Origin of the sequence: Corynebacterium pacaense (assembly GCF_900169525.1) — a bacterium.
Classification (GTDB): domain Bacteria; phylum Actinomycetota; class Actinomycetes; order Mycobacteriales; family Mycobacteriaceae; genus Corynebacterium; species Corynebacterium pacaense.
Genome location: NZ_LT821240.1, coordinates 1,238,360 through 1,254,243, shown reverse-complemented (window position 1 = coordinate 1,254,243; position 15,884 = coordinate 1,238,360). Strand labels below are relative to the sequence as shown.

The 15,884-nt window shown below is 63.8% G+C and carries 15 protein-coding genes; 9 read left to right on the top strand and 6 right to left on the bottom strand.

Annotated features, from left to right (window positions below):
* The first annotated feature begins 59 nt into the window (after positions 1-59).
* Positions 60-1,142: a phosphoribosylformylglycinamidine cyclo-ligase gene (gene purM, locus B7E02_RS12835; RefSeq protein WP_080796628.1), complete on the top strand. Its 1,083-nt coding sequence runs from the start codon at positions 60-62 to the stop codon at positions 1,140-1,142.
* Between the two features lie 359 nt (positions 1,143-1,501).
* Here purM and B7E02_RS12830 read toward each other — a convergent pair whose 3' ends face one another.
* Positions 1,502-1,720, bottom strand: a complete 219-nt coding sequence (locus B7E02_RS12830; protein WP_080796626.1) for a DUF3073 domain-containing protein — start codon at positions 1,718-1,720, stop codon at positions 1,502-1,504.
* A 210-nt stretch (positions 1,721-1,930) separates the two neighbouring features.
* The gene (gene ygfZ / locus B7E02_RS12825) at positions 1,931-3,049 is read right to left on the bottom strand and encodes a CAF17-like 4Fe-4S cluster assembly/insertion protein YgfZ (RefSeq protein ID WP_245802274.1); all 1,119 of its coding nucleotides are present in this window, start codon (positions 3,047-3,049) and stop codon (positions 1,931-1,933) included.
* Between the two features lie 89 nt (positions 3,050-3,138).
* On the opposite strand from ygfZ, the gene B7E02_RS12820 reads away from it, so the two are divergent.
* Complete coding sequence (locus B7E02_RS12820) at positions 3,139-4,086, top strand: aminodeoxychorismate lyase (RefSeq protein ID WP_080796624.1); 948 nt, start codon at positions 3,139-3,141, stop codon at positions 4,084-4,086.
* A 7-nt stretch (positions 4,087-4,093) separates the two neighbouring features.
* On the opposite strand, the gene B7E02_RS12815 is transcribed toward B7E02_RS12820, so the two are convergent.
* Positions 4,094-4,783 carry a heme-binding beta-barrel domain-containing protein gene (locus B7E02_RS12815; protein WP_080796622.1) on the bottom strand — a complete coding sequence of 230 codons (690 nt, stop codon included), beginning with the start codon at positions 4,781-4,783 and terminating at the stop codon, positions 4,094-4,096.
* Positions 4,784-4,823: 40 nt separating this feature from the next.
* Here B7E02_RS12815 and B7E02_RS12810 point away from each other — a divergent pair, with 40 nt between their 5' ends.
* Complete coding sequence (locus tag B7E02_RS12810) at positions 4,824-5,891, top strand: diacylglycerol/lipid kinase family protein (protein ID WP_245802273.1); 1,068 nt, start codon at positions 4,824-4,826, stop codon at positions 5,889-5,891.
* 1 nt (position 5,892) lies between these two features.
* On the opposite strand, the gene B7E02_RS12805 is transcribed toward B7E02_RS12810, so the two are convergent.
* Positions 5,893-6,675 (bottom strand): LmeA family phospholipid-binding protein, encoded by a 783-nt coding sequence (locus B7E02_RS12805; RefSeq protein ID WP_080796618.1) that lies wholly within the window; start codon positions 6,673-6,675, stop codon positions 5,893-5,895.
* A gap of 67 nt (positions 6,676-6,742) precedes the next feature.
* Here B7E02_RS12805 and mshD point away from each other — a divergent pair, with 67 nt between their 5' ends.
* From mshD to B7E02_RS12775, 6 genes are all read left to right on the top strand, one after another.
* On the top strand, positions 6,743-7,630 hold the full coding sequence (gene mshD / locus B7E02_RS12800) for a mycothiol synthase (RefSeq protein WP_080796616.1): 888 nt from the start codon (positions 6,743-6,745) through the stop codon (positions 7,628-7,630).
* A gap of 221 nt (positions 7,631-7,851) precedes the next feature.
* Complete coding sequence (gene pstS / locus B7E02_RS12795) at positions 7,852-8,961, top strand: phosphate ABC transporter substrate-binding protein PstS (RefSeq protein ID WP_080796614.1); 1,110 nt, start codon at positions 7,852-7,854, stop codon at positions 8,959-8,961.
* Positions 8,962-9,099: 138 nt separating this feature from the next.
* A complete protein-coding gene (gene pstC, locus B7E02_RS12790; protein ID WP_080796612.1) occupies positions 9,100-10,170 on the top strand; it encodes a phosphate ABC transporter permease subunit PstC in 1,071 nt (356 codons plus the stop codon).
* Between the two features lie 13 nt (positions 10,171-10,183).
* Positions 10,184-11,110, top strand: coding sequence for a phosphate ABC transporter permease PstA (pstA, locus tag B7E02_RS12785; RefSeq protein WP_080796611.1), 927 nt, complete (start codon positions 10,184-10,186; stop codon positions 11,108-11,110).
* A gap of 45 nt (positions 11,111-11,155) precedes the next feature.
* The gene (gene pstB, locus B7E02_RS12780) at positions 11,156-11,929 is read left to right on the top strand and encodes a phosphate ABC transporter ATP-binding protein PstB (RefSeq protein ID WP_080796609.1); all 774 of its coding nucleotides are present in this window, start codon (positions 11,156-11,158) and stop codon (positions 11,927-11,929) included.
* 338 nt (positions 11,930-12,267) lie between these two features.
* On the top strand, positions 12,268-13,689 hold the full coding sequence (locus B7E02_RS12775) for a DASS family sodium-coupled anion symporter (RefSeq protein ID WP_080796607.1): 1,422 nt from the start codon (positions 12,268-12,270) through the stop codon (positions 13,687-13,689).
* A 75-nt stretch (positions 13,690-13,764) separates the two neighbouring features.
* Here B7E02_RS12775 and phoU read toward each other — a convergent pair whose 3' ends face one another.
* The gene (phoU, locus tag B7E02_RS12770) at positions 13,765-14,496 is read right to left on the bottom strand and encodes a phosphate signaling complex protein PhoU (RefSeq protein ID WP_080796605.1); all 732 of its coding nucleotides are present in this window, start codon (positions 14,494-14,496) and stop codon (positions 13,765-13,767) included.
* A 98-nt stretch (positions 14,497-14,594) separates the two neighbouring features.
* Positions 14,595-15,740: a tRNA dihydrouridine synthase DusB gene (gene dusB, locus B7E02_RS12765; RefSeq protein WP_080796603.1), complete on the bottom strand. Its 1,146-nt coding sequence runs from the start codon at positions 15,738-15,740 to the stop codon at positions 14,595-14,597.
* Between the last annotated feature and the right edge of the window lie 144 nt (positions 15,741-15,884).

The following is a 15,884-nucleotide window of genomic DNA, read 5'->3' as shown; positions in this document are numbered from 1 at the left end:
ACACTCGTCCCTAATTTTTTCAAACCACCAAGAAACCCAAGCAGGAGAAGCGAAAACCGATGAGTGATCACCGCGACACCGGTAGCGCCACCGAAGGCACGTCCTACGCAGCAGCAGGCGTCGATATTGAGGCCGGTGACCGAGCCGTCGAGTTGTTCGCACCGCTGGCCAAACGCGCAACCCGCCCCGAGGTCAGGGGAAATCTCGGAGGCTTCGCCGGCCTCTTCGAACTGGGCAGCTACAAAAAGCCGCTCCTGGCCGCCGGCTCCGACGGTGTGGGCACGAAGCTGGTCATAGCCCAGATGCTGGACAAGCATGACACCATCGGAATCGACCTGGTGGCCATGTGCGTGGATGATCTCGTGGTCTGCGGTGCCGAACCGCTGTTCCTCCAGGACTACATCGCCATCGGCAAGGTGGTGCCCGAACACGTCGCTGAGATCGTCTCCGGCATCGCCGAGGGCTGTGTGCAGGCCGGTTGCGCACTGCTCGGCGGGGAGACGGCGGAGCACCCCGGGGTCATGGAGCCCGACCACTACGATGTCTCCGCGACCGCGGTGGGCGTCGTTGAGGCCGATGAGCTGCTCGGCCCGGACCGTGTGCGCTCCGGCGATGTCATCATCGCCATGGCCTCCTCCGGGCTGCACTCCAACGGCTACTCCCTGGCCCGCCACGTTCTCCTGGACAAGGCGGGGCTCCCCCTCGACGGACATGTCGAGGAGCTCGGTCGCACCCTCGGCGAGGAACTCCTCGAGCCCACCCGGATCTATTCCAGGGATTGCCTGGCGCTGATCTCGGAATGTGAGGTGCACACCTTCTGCCATGTCACCGGTGGCGGCCTCGCGGGCAACCTGGTCCGCGTGATCCCCGAGGGCCTGGTCGCGGAGATGTCCCGCGCGACCTGGACACCCGGCCAGATCTTCCGCACGATCGCATCCCTGGGCAAGGTTCCGCGCGAGGAGATGGAGAAGACCTTCAACATGGGCGTCGGCATGGTCGCCGTCGTGGCCGAGAAGGACCGCGATCGCGCCCTGGCGATGCTAACCGCGCGGCACATTGATTGCTGGGAGCTGGGTACCGTGCGTACCGGTGAGACCGGGGAGCCGACGGTGGTGCTCAACGGCGAGCACCCCGGATACTAGGGTCTCCGCACGGGCCACGGCCCCGACCTCGGGTGGAGGTCGGGGTCGTTTTACTGCGCATGGACGAAAACGACTCGGACGGCACGCGGTTGTCTCGTGACCAGGTGCCGGAGTGCGGGAACACAGGGGAAGCACTCCGGGAAGCTGTCCACGAAAAACCACGCGCCGTCCGAGGCGGTAGTTGTGAATGGGAGAATCCGTCGGGCGATGATGGGCGGGCCATCAGCTTGTGCGACGGAATCCTTGAGCCACGAGATGATGATGGGAGCCGAGCACAGGGCTGCATATCGCGGCGGTGGACGAATCCACCTCCGTGCGACTGGCTGAAGCCGGAGTGATCAGATCAGGTGTCGGGGAAACTAGCGGGTCCCATAGGCGCGCCGCCCATGGTCCTCTTCCTCGTTCCAGTCCGCATATTCTGCGGGCTGGTCATCATCATCAGGGGCATCGGAGTAGGAACGCCGGGGAGACTGGTTGGCCAGCTCCCGCTGCAGCTGATCGAGATCCATGTCTGGAGAGCTGTACTTCAACTGGCGAGCAACTTTGGTCTGTTTTGCCTTCGCGCGACCGCGACCCATTGCCTGACCCCCTTGGAGTGAGCGGAAAATCCTGGGAATTTGGATGATCCATGGGCTTCATAAATGTTTTAACTGTATTCCTGATAGACACAATAGCCTGTTCCCGCCGAAAATTCCGCAACATGCGCCTGACCTGCATAAAACATGCCTAAGTAGGCGACTTTCCGGAGAAAGCAGTCGCCCTGGGATATTCGGTTGCCCCGCGCGGAGCTACTCGCGTCCGCGGAGCCTGTTCACTGCCATGCGTCCACGCTGTTTGCCCTCCTCGACGGGTAGTGAGTCCCTGTCCACGCTCACGGAGACATCGTTGATACCCAGCGCGGAATCAAGCGCGCTGCGTTTGATCAGGGCAAGGGCAATCGGCCCCAGATCGCAGTCATCAACAACGGTGCCGAGGCGGCCGACCGTGCGTGCACCGGCGGTGATCTCGGCGCCGGGTGCGGGCATGGAGGGGGCCGAGCCGTCCAGGTGCAGCATCACGAGCAGCCGCGGGGAACGCCCGAGGTTGTCCACCCGTGCGACCGTCTCCTGGCCGCGGTAGCAGCCCTTGTTCAGGTGGACGGCGCCGGGACTACCCTCGCGACCGATCCACCGCGGAATCTCATGGGGGATGGTCTTGGAATCAAGGTCCACCCCGGCTTCCGGCTCCACGGCCTTCACCCGCTCGGCCGTGTAGGCCATCAGACCCGTCAACCTCGCACCCGCCTGAATAAGCTTGTCGACGGCCGCATCGAGCCCCGTGCGCGGCACCGCGAGGTCGACGCGGGCAGGGCCCGCCCAGTCGACCCGCCGCTGAAAGGTGGGACCCGCGGCGGAGGCGTCGATAGGCGCGCCCGCCAGGGTGAGGATCGCCAGATCCGCCTCCTCGACGGTGACCTCGGACCAGAAGATCATCCTGCGGAGATAGGAGATGAGGGTGAGGAACTCCTCGGCGGAGGTGTCCAGGTAGAAGACCGTACCCACCCGCGTGACCGTCATTGTGTGCAGTATCCGGCCCTGGGCGTCCAGATCCAGTGCGGCGGCGGTGAAGCCATCGGCCGCGGTATCGAGTTTCTGGGAAAAGAGATTGTTGAGGAATTCCGGTGCGTCGGGGCCATCGACCCTGATCACCCTGCGGTTGGAGCGATCAATCAGAGCGGTCCCGGATTCGAGGTTTCTTTGTTCGACGAGTGGGGCGCCGTAGTGCCACGCGACACCGCTCCTGCCCGGTTGGGCGGGATTGTCCTGCGCCTCCGCGGCACCATCACGCGCCAGCAGGGGCGAGAGATAGCGCTTGGAATCCAGGTCGGTATCCTTCGCGACCTCGGAGTGTTCTTTAGCCACACCCATGATGGTACGCCAAAAACTCCCCGGAGTGTCCATCCAGCTCTGGGGAAGCGGTGGGCGCGATGCCCCGGAAAGGGGCATAATCGTCATTCATGGCTCCCGTACCCCCTCGTTTTTCCACCCCCTCCCCGGTGATCATGATCGTTGAACCCTATGGGGGATCGATCAGGCAGCACAATCCCAATCTGCCGATGGTCTTCTGGGATGATGCCGCGGTGACGAGGGGCGACGGAGTCTTTGAAACACTTCTGATCCGTCAGGGGCGGGCGTGCAACACCGGGCGGCACGCGGATCGCTTCCTCGCCTCCGCGGCACTGCTGGGACTCCCGACGCCCATCATCAAGGACTGGCTCAAGGCGACGGAGATGGCCGTGGAGGCCTGGTACGGGCACCCCGGGGCGGGGGACGCTTCCTGCACATGGACCCTGACCAGGGGACGCGCATCGACCGGGATCGCATCGGGCTGGGTGGCTGTCACGGGGGTGGACGAGGTCAGGTTGCGGCAGCGGGTACAGGGGGTGTCGGTGATGACCAGCTCCCGCGGGTTCACCATCGACACCGCCCTCCCCGGGGTCACCGATGCGACCAGGGGACAGCTCAGGGGGATGGAACCCGCCCCGGCTCCCTGGCTGGTGGTCGGGGCGAAGACCCTCAACTACGCGGCGAACATGGCTGCCCTGCGCTATGCCAGGGCGCACGGATTCGACGACGTGATCTTCACCGACCAAGGCAGGGTGCTCGAGGGCGCAACCTCCACGGTGGTCAGCTTCAAGGGAGACAAGCTGCGCACCCCGACCCCCGGGGGTGACATCCTGCCCGGAACCACGCAGGCGGCCCTCTTCGACTACGCGACCGGTCACGGCTGGAGGTGCAAGGAGAAGCGCGAACTGAGCGTCGACGACCTCATCGGTGCTGACAGTGTCTGGCTGGTGTCCTCGGTGAGGATCGCGGCGCGGGTCACCCGCCTCGATGGCCGCAAGATGCCCCGGCCCGGGAATGAGGAGCAGATCAGGGAGCTGATCACCGGGGCGCTCGGCTGAGCGGAGGTCAGCCGATCACGCGCTGCAGCTGCGCGGACATGCGTGGCTTGAGTTCACCGTCAACCAGTCGCTCATCGACCCAGCCCAGCTCGTTGGTGGGAAGCAGTCCGTAGAGCCTCTTGCCCGGACCGAGAGTGGAGGGTCCGGTGGCGGTGACCATCGTGGAGGCGGATTCGAGTTCCCAGGCGCGTTCGTTGAGGGGCTGACCGTAGCAGATCTCCACCACGCCCGAGGCATGCGCGCAGACGAACTCAATTTCATCCTTGAGGTTGATCCGCCAGAATCCGGTCTCGCGCTCATCGGGGCCCACCGTGGCGCCCTCCGCGTCCAATTTCCACAGACGGGACTCATAGGAGAGGTAGTTTTCGCCGTCGTGGGCGAAGACGATCTGCTGGCCGAAGGAGTACTGACCTTCCTCGGGGGTGTCCGCCTGGCCCTCCCCCCGCCACACCCCGACCAGCGGGAGCAGCGCGAGGAGTCCGTCGTGGAGGTTCGGACCCTCGCGGAGGTTGGCGGTGTCATCGGGGATCGGGAGATCGCCGAGTCCGGGGATGTTTCGGTGTGCGGTGGATTTCGCCTGTTCAGCGGCGAGGTTGACAGCATCACTTCCGCTGATTGCTGCGGAATCGGAGAGCGAGGGGGCATCCGCCCCGGTGCCGGGGATGGGATTGTGACTTGCTGATTCATTTGAACTCATGTCATCCAAGACTAGCGTTTAGCCAGTATCGTTGGACAACGTGCGTGTTCTAGTGATTGCTAATCCGGCTTCGACCTCCCAGACGGCGGAACTCTTCCGTCGTGTCATGCCACGGGTCATGGCGCTGCCGGGGGTGCGGCTCGAGGCGCGCTTCACCCAGTACAGCGGGCACGCGGAGGAGATCGTCCGCGGGATGACCCGAGGGGAGGTCGGCATCATTTTGGTGGCGGGAGGCGACGGCACCGTCAACGAGGTGTTCAACGGCCTGCTGGGGGCGGCGGACGGCGGGTACCCCGCCCACCACGAGTTGCCCGCGGTGGCGATTCTTCCCACCGGTTCCGCGAATGTCTTCGCCCGCGCGTTGGGATACCCCGCCGATCATCTGGCCGCCGCCAACATGGTCGTTGATCTCATCGGCGGTGAGCTGCGGCGGACGATCAGCCTCGGAACCTGGAAGGGTGACAACGACCCGGCACGCTGGTTCGCCGTCAACGCGGGATTCGGTATCGACGCCGATGTCATCGCCCGTGTGGAGCGTGCACGCTCCCGCGGTTTCGCCGCCTCGCCCATGCTCTATCTGCAGGTCAGCGTTCGGGCCTGGATGCGCGCCCAGGTCAAGCCACCGCAGATCAGCTTCCGCGCGGTTGACACCGCCGGGGAGGTCATCGAAGCCGAGGAGATTCCGCTGATGCTGGCGTCCAACACCAACCCCTGGACCTTTCTCGGGCCGTTGCCGGTGGTGACCAATCCCCGCAACTCCTTCGATGTGGGATTGGGACTGTTCGGGTTGAGGAGTGTCCGCGGTGCCGGAGGGGTGCTGGCGATGATGCACCTGGTGGGCATCGGGCACGGTAGGCGTCTGGAGCGGATCCTGCGCCGGCGCACGATCCTCTTCGATGACGCGGAGAGCGTCGAGCTGACCTGTGACAGCGGTGACCGTTTCCAGGTCGACGGCGAGTTCGAGGGATCCCCCGACCGGGTGCTGCTGACCTCCATTCCCGAGGTGGTGGAGGTTTTCGCGCCCAGGACCAATCCCTCCCCGCCCACCATGAACTGGGCCCGCCACCTTCTCCACTATGCGCGCGACGTAGTCAGGGTGCGTGCCTGAGCTAGCTGTCGGAGTCATCCTCGGGGGCGGCCAGAGGTGACAGCTCCCTGGTTGAGACGATGACGTTGCGTGCCTGGGACTCGAAGTAGATCGACCCGCCCATCATCTTCACCGCGTTGACACGGTTGGCCAGGGGCAGCTGGGTGGTGTCGATGCTCCAGGTGAAGTCGCCGACGACGTCGTCGAGGGTGGTGCCGTCGGGGCCGTCGACAAGCGAGACGGGTGTCATGTGGAACTCCGAACCGACGAGCCGGAGGGTGACCACGACGGCAACCGGTTCGGCGAAGCCCGTGGGCGTGCCGCTGAGCTGGGCCTCGGAGGCGCTTCCCCCGGTGGGGGAAACATCGAGCGGGTTCGAGATATCAAGGTCGGTGATGCCCAGCTGGGATCCCAGTGCCACGCCGTCCAGGCGCAGCGTACGGCTGAAGAGCTCGACCGCCGAGCCGTTGAGGTCGCCGGAGAGAACCTGCGCCGGGGTGACGGTGACGGAGTCCAGCACGGTGCTCGCGTTGACCATTCCTATTCCGGGCACATCGACATCGAGCATGTCGATGGTCACGGTGTCCAGCGTTCCCGTGACCAGTGAACTCAGATAAATGGCGCCGCCGGCGTACACCCGGGGCGAGGTTTCCAGATCGGCCTCCTCCGCGATGCTTTCGGAGATGTGGCGCTCCGCCCGGGTGGCGAACACCGAATCGGCCACCCAGAGCACCGCACCGAGCACGAGAACGGTCAGGGCGGTGGCGATGGCGGCGCGGAAGGGCCTGCCTGGAGGTTTTGACACACCTATATCTTTACCCCATTGAGGTCACGGCTCCGCCGCCACCGCTGCGTGGCGCTAGTCTGGTGCCATGACAAACACGGTGATCAGTGCTGAACAGTCTTTTGAACTGGCGGATCAGGCCCTGGATCTGCTGAAGGCGGTGGCGGAGGAGGACGGGACCGATGCCTTCTCCGAGCAGTTTCTGCGGGGGCTGACTGAACCGGAGCTCGGCCATGAGCACCTGACCGCCCGTGTGGACGGCGCGCTCGTCGGCCTGGCCTCCTCGGACGGGCAGAGCACGGAACTGGCCGTGCACCCCGCCTTCCGCGGACGTGGCATCGGACGCCGGCTTATCGACGCCTCCCCCACACCCGCGGTGTGGGCACACGGTGACACCGCGGGCGCGCGGGCGCTCGCCGCGTCGCTGCACATGCGCAAGACCAGGGAGCTGCTGGTGATGGCTGTCGAGGGTCGGGACCTGGAGACAGCGGCGGTGTACATCGATCCCCCGGGATTCACCTCGGGTTCCCTCGCCGATGCGCGGGGGGAGCGCCCGGATGTGGAGCGGGCCTGGCTCAGGGTGAATAACGAGGCCTTCTCCTGGCATCCCGAGCAGGGCGGATGGGATCTGGACCGCCTGCACACGGCCATGTCGGCACGGTGGTTCACGGAGGAGGACGTGCTCCTTCTCTGGGAGGGACCCGAGCTGGCGGGCTTTCACTGGACCAAGCGCCATGATCCCCGACTCTGGGAAATCTACGTGGTCGGCCTGGCGGATGCGTTCCGCGGTCGTGGACTGGGGGATCCCCTCGTCCGCCTCGGGCTCGCACACATGGTCTCCCGGGGGGCGCAGCGGGTGATCCTCTATGTCGAGGCGGACAACGGACCGGCGGTCAGGGCCTACGCCGCGCTCGGGTTCACGGTCGCCGAGCGCCATGTGGTCTATGAAAAGACCCGGGCAACACCTCCAAATTAGTGATCTGCGCTTCCCCGTGGGGCCGGGAGGTGCCGTTCGCCAACAAATTCTCCCAATGCTTTCCGATTGTTCATTGTGTGTTTACCAAATCTGCCATGGTTGGTCATGTGCGGGTTTTAGGTTCATAGCTTGTGAGTATGCTCCGACCGAGGTTTTCGTACAGTCCTACCACCTCCAGGAGTTGCTCGTTTGATGTTTCCAACACACCGGAAAGGCTTCCCGTGAACCTCACTTTCAAGCGCTCTGTTGCTCTTCTTGGCGCCATCTCTGCCGGCTCCTTCGCTCTCGTTGCATGTTCCGAGTCCGAAAGCTCCGACTCCGCCTCCTCCACCGGCGCAGCTGCGGTGGAGGGACTGACCGGCACCACCGGTCAGCTCGTCGCCGAGGGCGCTTCCTCGCAGCAGTCCGCCATGGACTACTTCGGAATCCAGTACAGCTCCGCGGTGCCCGGCGCCTCCCTTGCCTACACCCCCTCGGGCTCGGGTTCAGGTCGCACCAACTTCGTCGCCGGCCAGGTTGCCTTCGCAGGCTCCGACTCCCCGATGAAGGATGACCAGGCCGCCGAGGCCAAGGCACGCTGTGAGGGCAATGACGCATGGCACCTGCCCTTCGTCATCGGCCCCGTCGCCGTTGCCTACAACATCCCCGGAGTGGATTCGGTGAACCTGTCCACGGAGGCCGTGGCAAAGATCTTCAAGGGTGAGATCACCAAGTGGAATGACCCGGCGATCGCAGCCGAGAACGAGGGCACCGACCTTCCGGACCTCAACATCTCCGTGGTCTACCGTTCCGAGGAGTCGGGCACCTCCGACAACTTCCAGAAGTTCCTCGCCGCCGCACAGCCCTCCATCTGGACCACCACCGGTCAGCAGTTCCCGACCGCCGTCGGCGCAGGTGCTCAGGGCTCCAACGGTGTCGCCACCGAGACCTCCAACATCGAGGGTGGCATCACCTATGTTGAGGCCGGCTTCGCACGTCAGTCCGGCCTCGGAATCGCCAACATCGATTTCGGTTCGGGCCCGGTCGAGCTCAACGCCGATTCCGTCGGAGTTGCACTGGACTCCCTGAAGTTCCTGACCGAGGGCCACAACATGGTCGTCGACTCCGATGCACTCTTCGCCTCCAAGGATGCCGGATCCTACCCGCTGATCCTCACCACCTACGAGATCGTCTGCTCCGCAGGCTACGATCAGACCACCCGGGACCAGGTCAAGGACTTCCTGACCGTGGCCCTGAACTCCCAGGATGACCAGCTCGCCGAGCTCGGCTACATCCCGGTCACCGGTTCGCACCATGACCGTCTGGCAGCCGCAGTCGAGGCCATCCAGTAGGTCCGATCGGAGGTGGGTGACCCGCCGGGTTGCCCACACCATTGATCTCCCCGGCTGTCCCGAGGATTCTTCAGAGACAGCCGGGGGAGTGCATTCACTTTAGAAACAGAATCACGCCAGTTAAGGAAAAACTAAGACATGGCCGAAAATCAGTCCGCCACGAGTGAGCGAAACCTGGATCCAGACCAGGTGATCGCCAACCCGGTGGCCACAATCGGAAGCTCCGTAGAACCGGCCCCTTTTTCGAAGAAGGCCATCACATCGGGCTCCGGCTCCGTCAAACGCCCCGGCGACCGAATCTTCGAGTTCCTGTCCACAGCGTCCGCCGCAATTATCACCGTTATGATCGCGGCGATTGCTGCATTCCTCATCTGGCGTGCTGTTCCGTCTCTGATGAGAAACGCTGAGGGAATCTCCGGATTCTTCACCTACTCCGGTCCCTGGGACACCACCAATGTCGAAGCGATGTACTTCGGCATCCCCAATCTTCTCGCCGCCACCCTGACGATCTCCGTGGTGGCGCTGCTGCTGGCCATGCCCGTCGCGCTCGGTATCGCGGTCTTCCTTTCCAACTACGCACCCAAGCGCCTGGTCAAGCCGCTCGGATACATGGTGGACATGCTGGCCGCCGTGCCGTCCATCGTCTATGGTCTCTGGGGCTGGCAGGTCCTCGGACCGGCTCTCTCCGGCTTCTACACCTGGCTCGAGAGCTGGGCGGGCGGGTTCTTCCTCTTCACCGTCTATCAGAACTCCCCGTCCTTCGCCACCGGCCGTAACATGCTCACCGGTGGAATCGTGCTCGCCGTGATGATCCTCCCGGTCATCGCGGCTACCGCCCGAGAGGTCTTCGTTCAGACCCCCAAGGGCCACATCGAGGCCGCCCTCGCACTGGGCGCAACCCGCTGGGAAGTCGTCCGACTCACGGTCCTGCCCTTCGGTATGTCCGGCTACGTTTCCGGCGCGATGCTCGGACTCGGTCGCGCACTCGGCGAAACCATGGCCCTGTACATGGTCGTCTCGCCGTCCTCAACATTCAGGTTCTCGCTGTTCGACGGCGGCACCACCTTCGCAACCGCCATCGCAAACGCGGCACCGGAGTTCAACGATGACACCCGCGCCGGCGCTTATATCGCCGCTGGCCTGGTGCTCTTCGCCCTGACCTTCATCGTCAACGCCGCAGCACGAGCCATGGTCAACCGCGGAAAGTAGAAGGGCTAGAACAATGACAAACACCTCAACCGTCTCACCGCGCATGGATGAACCGCTGAAGAAGACGACCTCCTTCTCCGATATCTCCGGTAGCCGCAAGGCAACCAACACCTTTGCCACCGTCATCATCTACGCCGCGATGGCCGTGGCGGCCATCCCGCTCATCTGGGTGCTCTGGACCGTCATCAGCCGCGGTCTGGCCCCGGTCCTGAAAGCGAGCTGGTGGACCACCTCACAGTCCGGCGTCATGCTGATGCTGCCCGGTGGCGGTGCGCTGCACGCCATCATCGGTACCCTCGTCCAGGCGGGAATCACCTCGCTGGTGTCCATCCCGATCGGCATTTTCACCGCCATCTACCTGGTCGAGTACTCCAATGGAAACCGGCTCGGACGGGTCACCACCTTCATGGTTGACATCCTCACCGGCGTCCCCTCTATCGTCGCCGCCCTGTTCATCTATTCCATGTGGATCGTGCTCTTCGGCTTCTCTCGCTCGGGACTGGCCGTGTCACTCGCACTGGTCATCCTCATGGTCCCGGTGATCATCCGCAACACCGAGGAAATGCTCCGCGTGGTTCCGCAGGATCTGCGTGAGGCCTCCTTCGCACTCGGCGTCCCCAAGTGGAAGACCATCGCCAGGATCGTCCTCCCGACCGCACTCTCGGGAATCGTCACCGGCGTCATGCTCGCCATCGCCCGCGTCATGGGCGAGTCCGCCCCGGTCCTCGTGCTGGTCGGTTCCTCCCAGACCATCAACTGGAACCCGGTCGACGGTCCGCAGGCATCACTGCCACTGATGATGCTCGACATGTACAAGGCGGGAACCGCCCCGGCGACGCTGGACAAGCTGTGGGGCGCAGCCCTCACGCTGGTCCTCATCATCGCTGTGCTCAACGTCGGTGCACGAATCATCTCAGCCAAGTTCTCGGTCAAGCAGTAAATCACCACCTTCTTTCCCAAGAAACTCATTAGGAGAAACATAGCGATGTCGAAGCTCAAGCTCAAGGACGTCAATATCTACTACGGTGACTTCCACGCCGTTCAGGATGTCAACCTCGAGGTTCCCGCCCAGTCCGTCACCGCCTTCATCGGCCCCTCCGGCTGTGGCAAGTCCACCGTCCTTCGTTCCATCAACCGCATGCACGAGGTGACCCCCGGCGCCTACGTCAAGGGTGAGATTCTGCTTGATGGCGAGAACATCTACGGACCCAAGATCGATCCGGTTGCCGTGCGCAACACCATCGGCATGGTCTTCCAGAAGGCCAATCCCTTCCCGACCATGTCCATCGAGGACAACGTGGTCGCGGGACTGCGCCTTTCCGGTGAGAAGAACAAGAAGAAGCTCAAGGAAGTGGCTGAGAAGTCGCTCCGCGGTGCAAACCTCTGGGAAGAGGTCAAGGACCGCCTGGACAAGCCGGGCGGCGGCCTCTCCGGTGGTCAGCAGCAGCGTCTGTGCATCGCCCGCGCCATTGCGGTCGAGCCCGAGGTCCTGCTCATGGATGAGCCCTGCTCCGCTCTGGACCCCATCTCCACCCTCGCGGTCGAGGATCTGATCCACGAGCTCAAGGAAGATTTCACGATCGTCATCGTGACCCACAACATGCAGCAGGCGGCGCGTGTCTCCGATCAGACCGCCTTCTACTCGCTCGAGGCCACCGGCAAGCCGGGCCGCCTCGTTGAGATCGGCCCGACCAAGAAGATCTTCGAGAATCCTGACAAGAAGGAAACCGAAGACTACATTTCCGGACGCTTCGGATAAGCAAATCGGACGCCCCACGCCGCCGCACCCATCGGGTGCGGCGGCTTTGTGCTGCTCAAGCGCTACTTTAGGCAATGTTGGTTTGTGTTGGAACTCACCTCCAGAATGTTGGATTCAGCTGTGAGAAATCTTCGTTGCTGAGTAGCATGGACATGTAAACATCCTTGGAGCAGGGTTGGATGCTGAATCGTTCAAGGCCAATCGTAGGTTTCTCGCCTCGCTCCTCCATCGACAAGTGTGAGGAAGCTGAGATGTCGACAAGCGTTTCCAATTCCCTCCCTCCGCAGCCATCCGGGACACAATCATCGGATAAGGCTTCAGAGGGCGTACGTGCCGCAATGTACTTCGATTGGCGAAAGGCCCTGATTCCCCTGGCGGTGGGTGTCGCCATTGCGCTGATCCCCGAGCCCGCGGGCCTCGAGCCCCGCGCCTGGTACATGCTGGCCCTGTTCGTGGCCACCATCGTCGCGATCATCGCCAAGGTGATGCCCATGGGCGCGGTGTGCCTGATCGCGCTGACCCTGTCGGGCCTGTTCAATCTGACCCCCATCAGCCCCAAGGAGGGCGATGTGGGAATGCTCTCCGGCTTCGCCAACTCCACCATCTGGCTCATCGGAATCGCGATGTTCCTGTCCAGGGCCGTGATCAAGACCGGACTCGGCCGCCGCGTGGCGCTGTTCTTCATCTCGGTCTTCGGTAAGAAGATGATCGGTGTCGCCTACGGTTTCGCCCTCGCGGACGTCATCCTCGGCCCCGGCATTCCCTCGGCGTCGGCCCGTGGCGGCGGAATCATGTACCCGATCATGCAGTCCGTCGCATCCGCATACGGTTCCGAGGCCGGCCCCACCTCCCGCAAGGCCGGTGCCTTCCTCGCCATCGCGATCTCCCAGATCGACACCATCGTGTGCGCGATGTTTCTGACCGCCATGGCGGGTAACCCGATCATGCAGTCGCTCGCCGCCGATTTCGGGGTGGACATCACCTGGACCTCCTGGTTCATCGGTGCCCTGGTTCCCGGTGTCGTCGCCCTGATCGTCCTGCCGTTCTTCGTGTACAAGATCTATCCCCCGGAGATCAAGGATTCCCCCGAGATCGCAGCCTTTGCAAAGAAGGAACTCTCCGACATGGGACCGATGTCGTGGGCGGAGAAGATTCTTACCGCGGACTTCGTGCTGTTGCTGCTGCTGTGGGTCGTCGGAGACATGGTCTTCGGGATCAACGCCACCATCTCCGCCTTCATTGGCCTGGTCATCCTCATGGTCGCATCCATCATGACCTGGGAGGACATTGTCAAGGAGAGGGCGGCCTGGAACACCATCTTCTGGTTCGCCGTTCTGGTGATGATGGCCGGCGCGCTGAACACCTACGGTATCGTCGGCTGGATCGCCGACACCATCTCCGGTGCGATCGGTGGTCTGAGCTGGCAGATCGGCCTTGTGATCCTGATCCTCGTGTTCTTCTACACCCGCTATCTCTTCGCCTCGGCCACCGCCCACATCGCCGCGATGTACGCAGCCTTCCTCGCCACTGCGATCGCTCTGGGCGCCCCGCCCACCCTGGCCGCGATGTCACTGGCGTACACTGCGCTGCTCAACATGGGTCTGACCCAGTACGCGGGCGGACCCGGGCCGGCGCTGTACGGATCCGGTTACAACACGACAGGACAGTGGTGGGGAGTCAGCTTCATCTGCTCGCTGGTGTCCCTGGCCATCTGGTTCGTCGTCGGCGGACTCTGGTTCAAGGTCCTCGGTTGGTGGTAGATCAACCACACCTGATGAAATGAAGGGGCCGGGCGGATATTCTCCGCCCGGCCCCTCCGGTGTCTCAGAAGGACGTCAGCTTCTGCGGAACTGATTCTCCAGTTCCTGCCAGCGCTTCTCCGCCTCCGCTTCGATCTCCTCGTCGGCGCGGCGACGCAGGTACTCCTCCGGGCGCATCCCGGTGCTGAGGTAGACGATGCGGGAGGCCACGTTGACGGTGTGATCGGCGTAGCGCTCGAAGAACCGTGCCAGCAGCGCGATGTCCACGGCCTCGCGTGTGGAATGCGGCCAGGGACGCAGAGTGATCATCCGCAACAGGTGGTGCTGGAGATCATCCACCGCGTCGTCATCGGTGGACAGTGCCAGAGCGATGTCGGTGTTGGGTTCAATGAGGACATCCCTGATCTTGTCCGACATGTCGGCGACCAGCCTCGCCAGCTCCTTGAAGAAGCCCGCGACATCCTCGGGCAGTGCATGCTCGGGGTGCCGCCTCCTGGCGGCACTCGCCACGTGCATGGCCAGGGCGCCCATGCGGTCGAAATCCTCGACGATGTAGATCGAGGACACGACCTGGCGCAGATCCCTTGCCACCGGGGTTTCCAGAGCGAGCAGTTCCACCGACTGATCCTCGCAGAGGCTCCTGACCTCATCGAGCTGTTCGGCATTGGACAGCGCGTCTTCCGCCGACTGCAGGGAGGCACGCAACAGCGCATCGGAGGCCTTCGCCATGGTGTCCTTGGTTACGTCACACAATACGATGAGATTGTGCGCGAAAGAGTCCAATTGCTGTCTATATGCCGTACGCATGCGGTACAGGATAGCCCGATTAATCCAATCCTGCTGATCACGGTGATCGGAAGGGGCATGTCAACCCCGGCCGGGGGCGTTTTCCGGCAGGTGGGGCATCAGCCGCCGGAATTCTCCATCTCGGCGCCCACCGGGACGCTGTCATCCTCGGGATCGTCCAACCATCCATCGGGAAGCGCGACCTTCGCCGCCGATCCCTTACGTCCGCGGGGTCCCTCGGCATCCTCGGCGATCGCCGTCGAATCCGCGATCGGGGTGATCAGTCGCCTGAGCTCGTCGATGGTGGAGATCCGCGCGAGATCGGCGCGCAGTTCCCCTCCGACCGGGAATCCACGGAGATACCAGCCCATGTGTTTGCGGAGGTCCCTGATGCCCTTGACCTCGCCATCGTGGCGCACCAGGAGCTCCGCATGGCGGAGAATGATCCGCGTGACCTCACCCAGGGTCGGTTCGGAGGGGACCGGTGTGCCCCGCAGGGCGGCGGAGAGCTCGGCGAAGAGCCAGGGTCGCCCGAGGCATCCCCGACCGACCACCACGCCGTCGCAGCCGGTCTGCTCCATCATCCGGGCCGCGTCGCGGGCCGCGAAGATGTCTCCGTTTCCCAGGACCGGCACACCCGTGTCGGCCAGGTGCTCCTTCAGCCTGGTGATCTCATTCCAATCGGCCTCGCCCGAATAGCGCTGCGCCGCGGTGCGTGCATGCAGCGCCACCGCCTGCGCGCCCTCGTCGACCGCGATGCGGCCGGCATCCAGATGGGTGTGGTGGGCGTCGTCAATGCCGACCCGGAACTTTACGGTGACCGGGATGTCGGTGCCCGCGGTGGCCCGAACGGCGGCCGCGACGATGTTTCCGAAGAGTCTGCGTTTATAGGGAAGCGCCGAACCGCCACCCCGCCGGGTCACCTTGGGCACCGGGCAGCCGAAGTTCATGTCGATGTGATCGGCCAGGCCCTCCTCCGCAATCATTCTCGCCGCCTCGTAGGTGTACCTGGGGTCGGTCGTGTACAGCTGCAGGCTGCGGGGATTCTCATCCGGGGCGAAGGTGGTCATGTGGAGGGTCTTCTCATTGCGTTCCACGAGTGCCCGTGCGGTCACCATCTCGCAGACGTAGAGTCCGGAGACCGTGCCGGTGCGCTGCAGTTCCTGTTCCCGGCAGAGCGTGCGGAAGGCGACGTTGGTCACCCCGGCCATGGGGGCGAGCACCACCGGGGAGGCGAGGGCGAAGGGTCCGATCTGCAGAGTCACAGAAACCATTGTGCTACCGGTCAGGCCAGTCACCAAATGGTCCCAGGGGGTCGGGCCGGGGCACGGCGTTTGTGGTTTTGCTACCCCCGTGCCGAAAAGGGGTCGGCTGGATCGTGCCACCTTGAACCGGCGGGCCTGCACGAA

What these genes read in the sequence shown, in the direction of transcription:
- purM (WP_080796628.1), top strand. Translation starts at nt 60, where the DNA reads ATGAGTGATCACCGCGACACCGGTAGCGCCACCGAAGGCACGTCCTAC.
- B7E02_RS12830 (WP_080796626.1), bottom strand. Translation starts at nt 1,720, where the DNA reads ATGGGTCGCGGTCGCGCGAAGGCAAAACAGACCAAAGTTGCTCGCCAG.
- ygfZ (WP_245802274.1), bottom strand. Translation starts at nt 3,049, where the DNA reads ATGGGTGTGGCTAAAGAACACTCCGAGGTCGCGAAGGATACCGACCTG.
- B7E02_RS12820 (WP_080796624.1), top strand. Translation starts at nt 3,139, where the DNA reads ATGGCTCCCGTACCCCCTCGTTTTTCCACCCCCTCCCCGGTGATCATG.
- B7E02_RS12815 (WP_080796622.1), bottom strand. Translation starts at nt 4,783, where the DNA reads ATGAGTTCAAATGAATCAGCAAGTCACAATCCCATCCCCGGCACCGGG.
- mshD (WP_080796616.1), top strand. Translation starts at nt 6,743, where the DNA reads ATGACAAACACGGTGATCAGTGCTGAACAGTCTTTTGAACTGGCGGAT.
- pstC (WP_080796612.1), top strand. Translation starts at nt 9,100, where the DNA reads ATGGCCGAAAATCAGTCCGCCACGAGTGAGCGAAACCTGGATCCAGAC.
- pstA (WP_080796611.1), top strand. Translation starts at nt 10,184, where the DNA reads ATGACAAACACCTCAACCGTCTCACCGCGCATGGATGAACCGCTGAAG.
- pstB (WP_080796609.1), top strand. Translation starts at nt 11,156, where the DNA reads ATGTCGAAGCTCAAGCTCAAGGACGTCAATATCTACTACGGTGACTTC.
- B7E02_RS12775 (WP_080796607.1), top strand. Translation starts at nt 12,268, where the DNA reads ATGTACTTCGATTGGCGAAAGGCCCTGATTCCCCTGGCGGTGGGTGTC.
- phoU (WP_080796605.1), bottom strand. Translation starts at nt 14,496, where the DNA reads ATGCGTACGGCATATAGACAGCAATTGGACTCTTTCGCGCACAATCTC.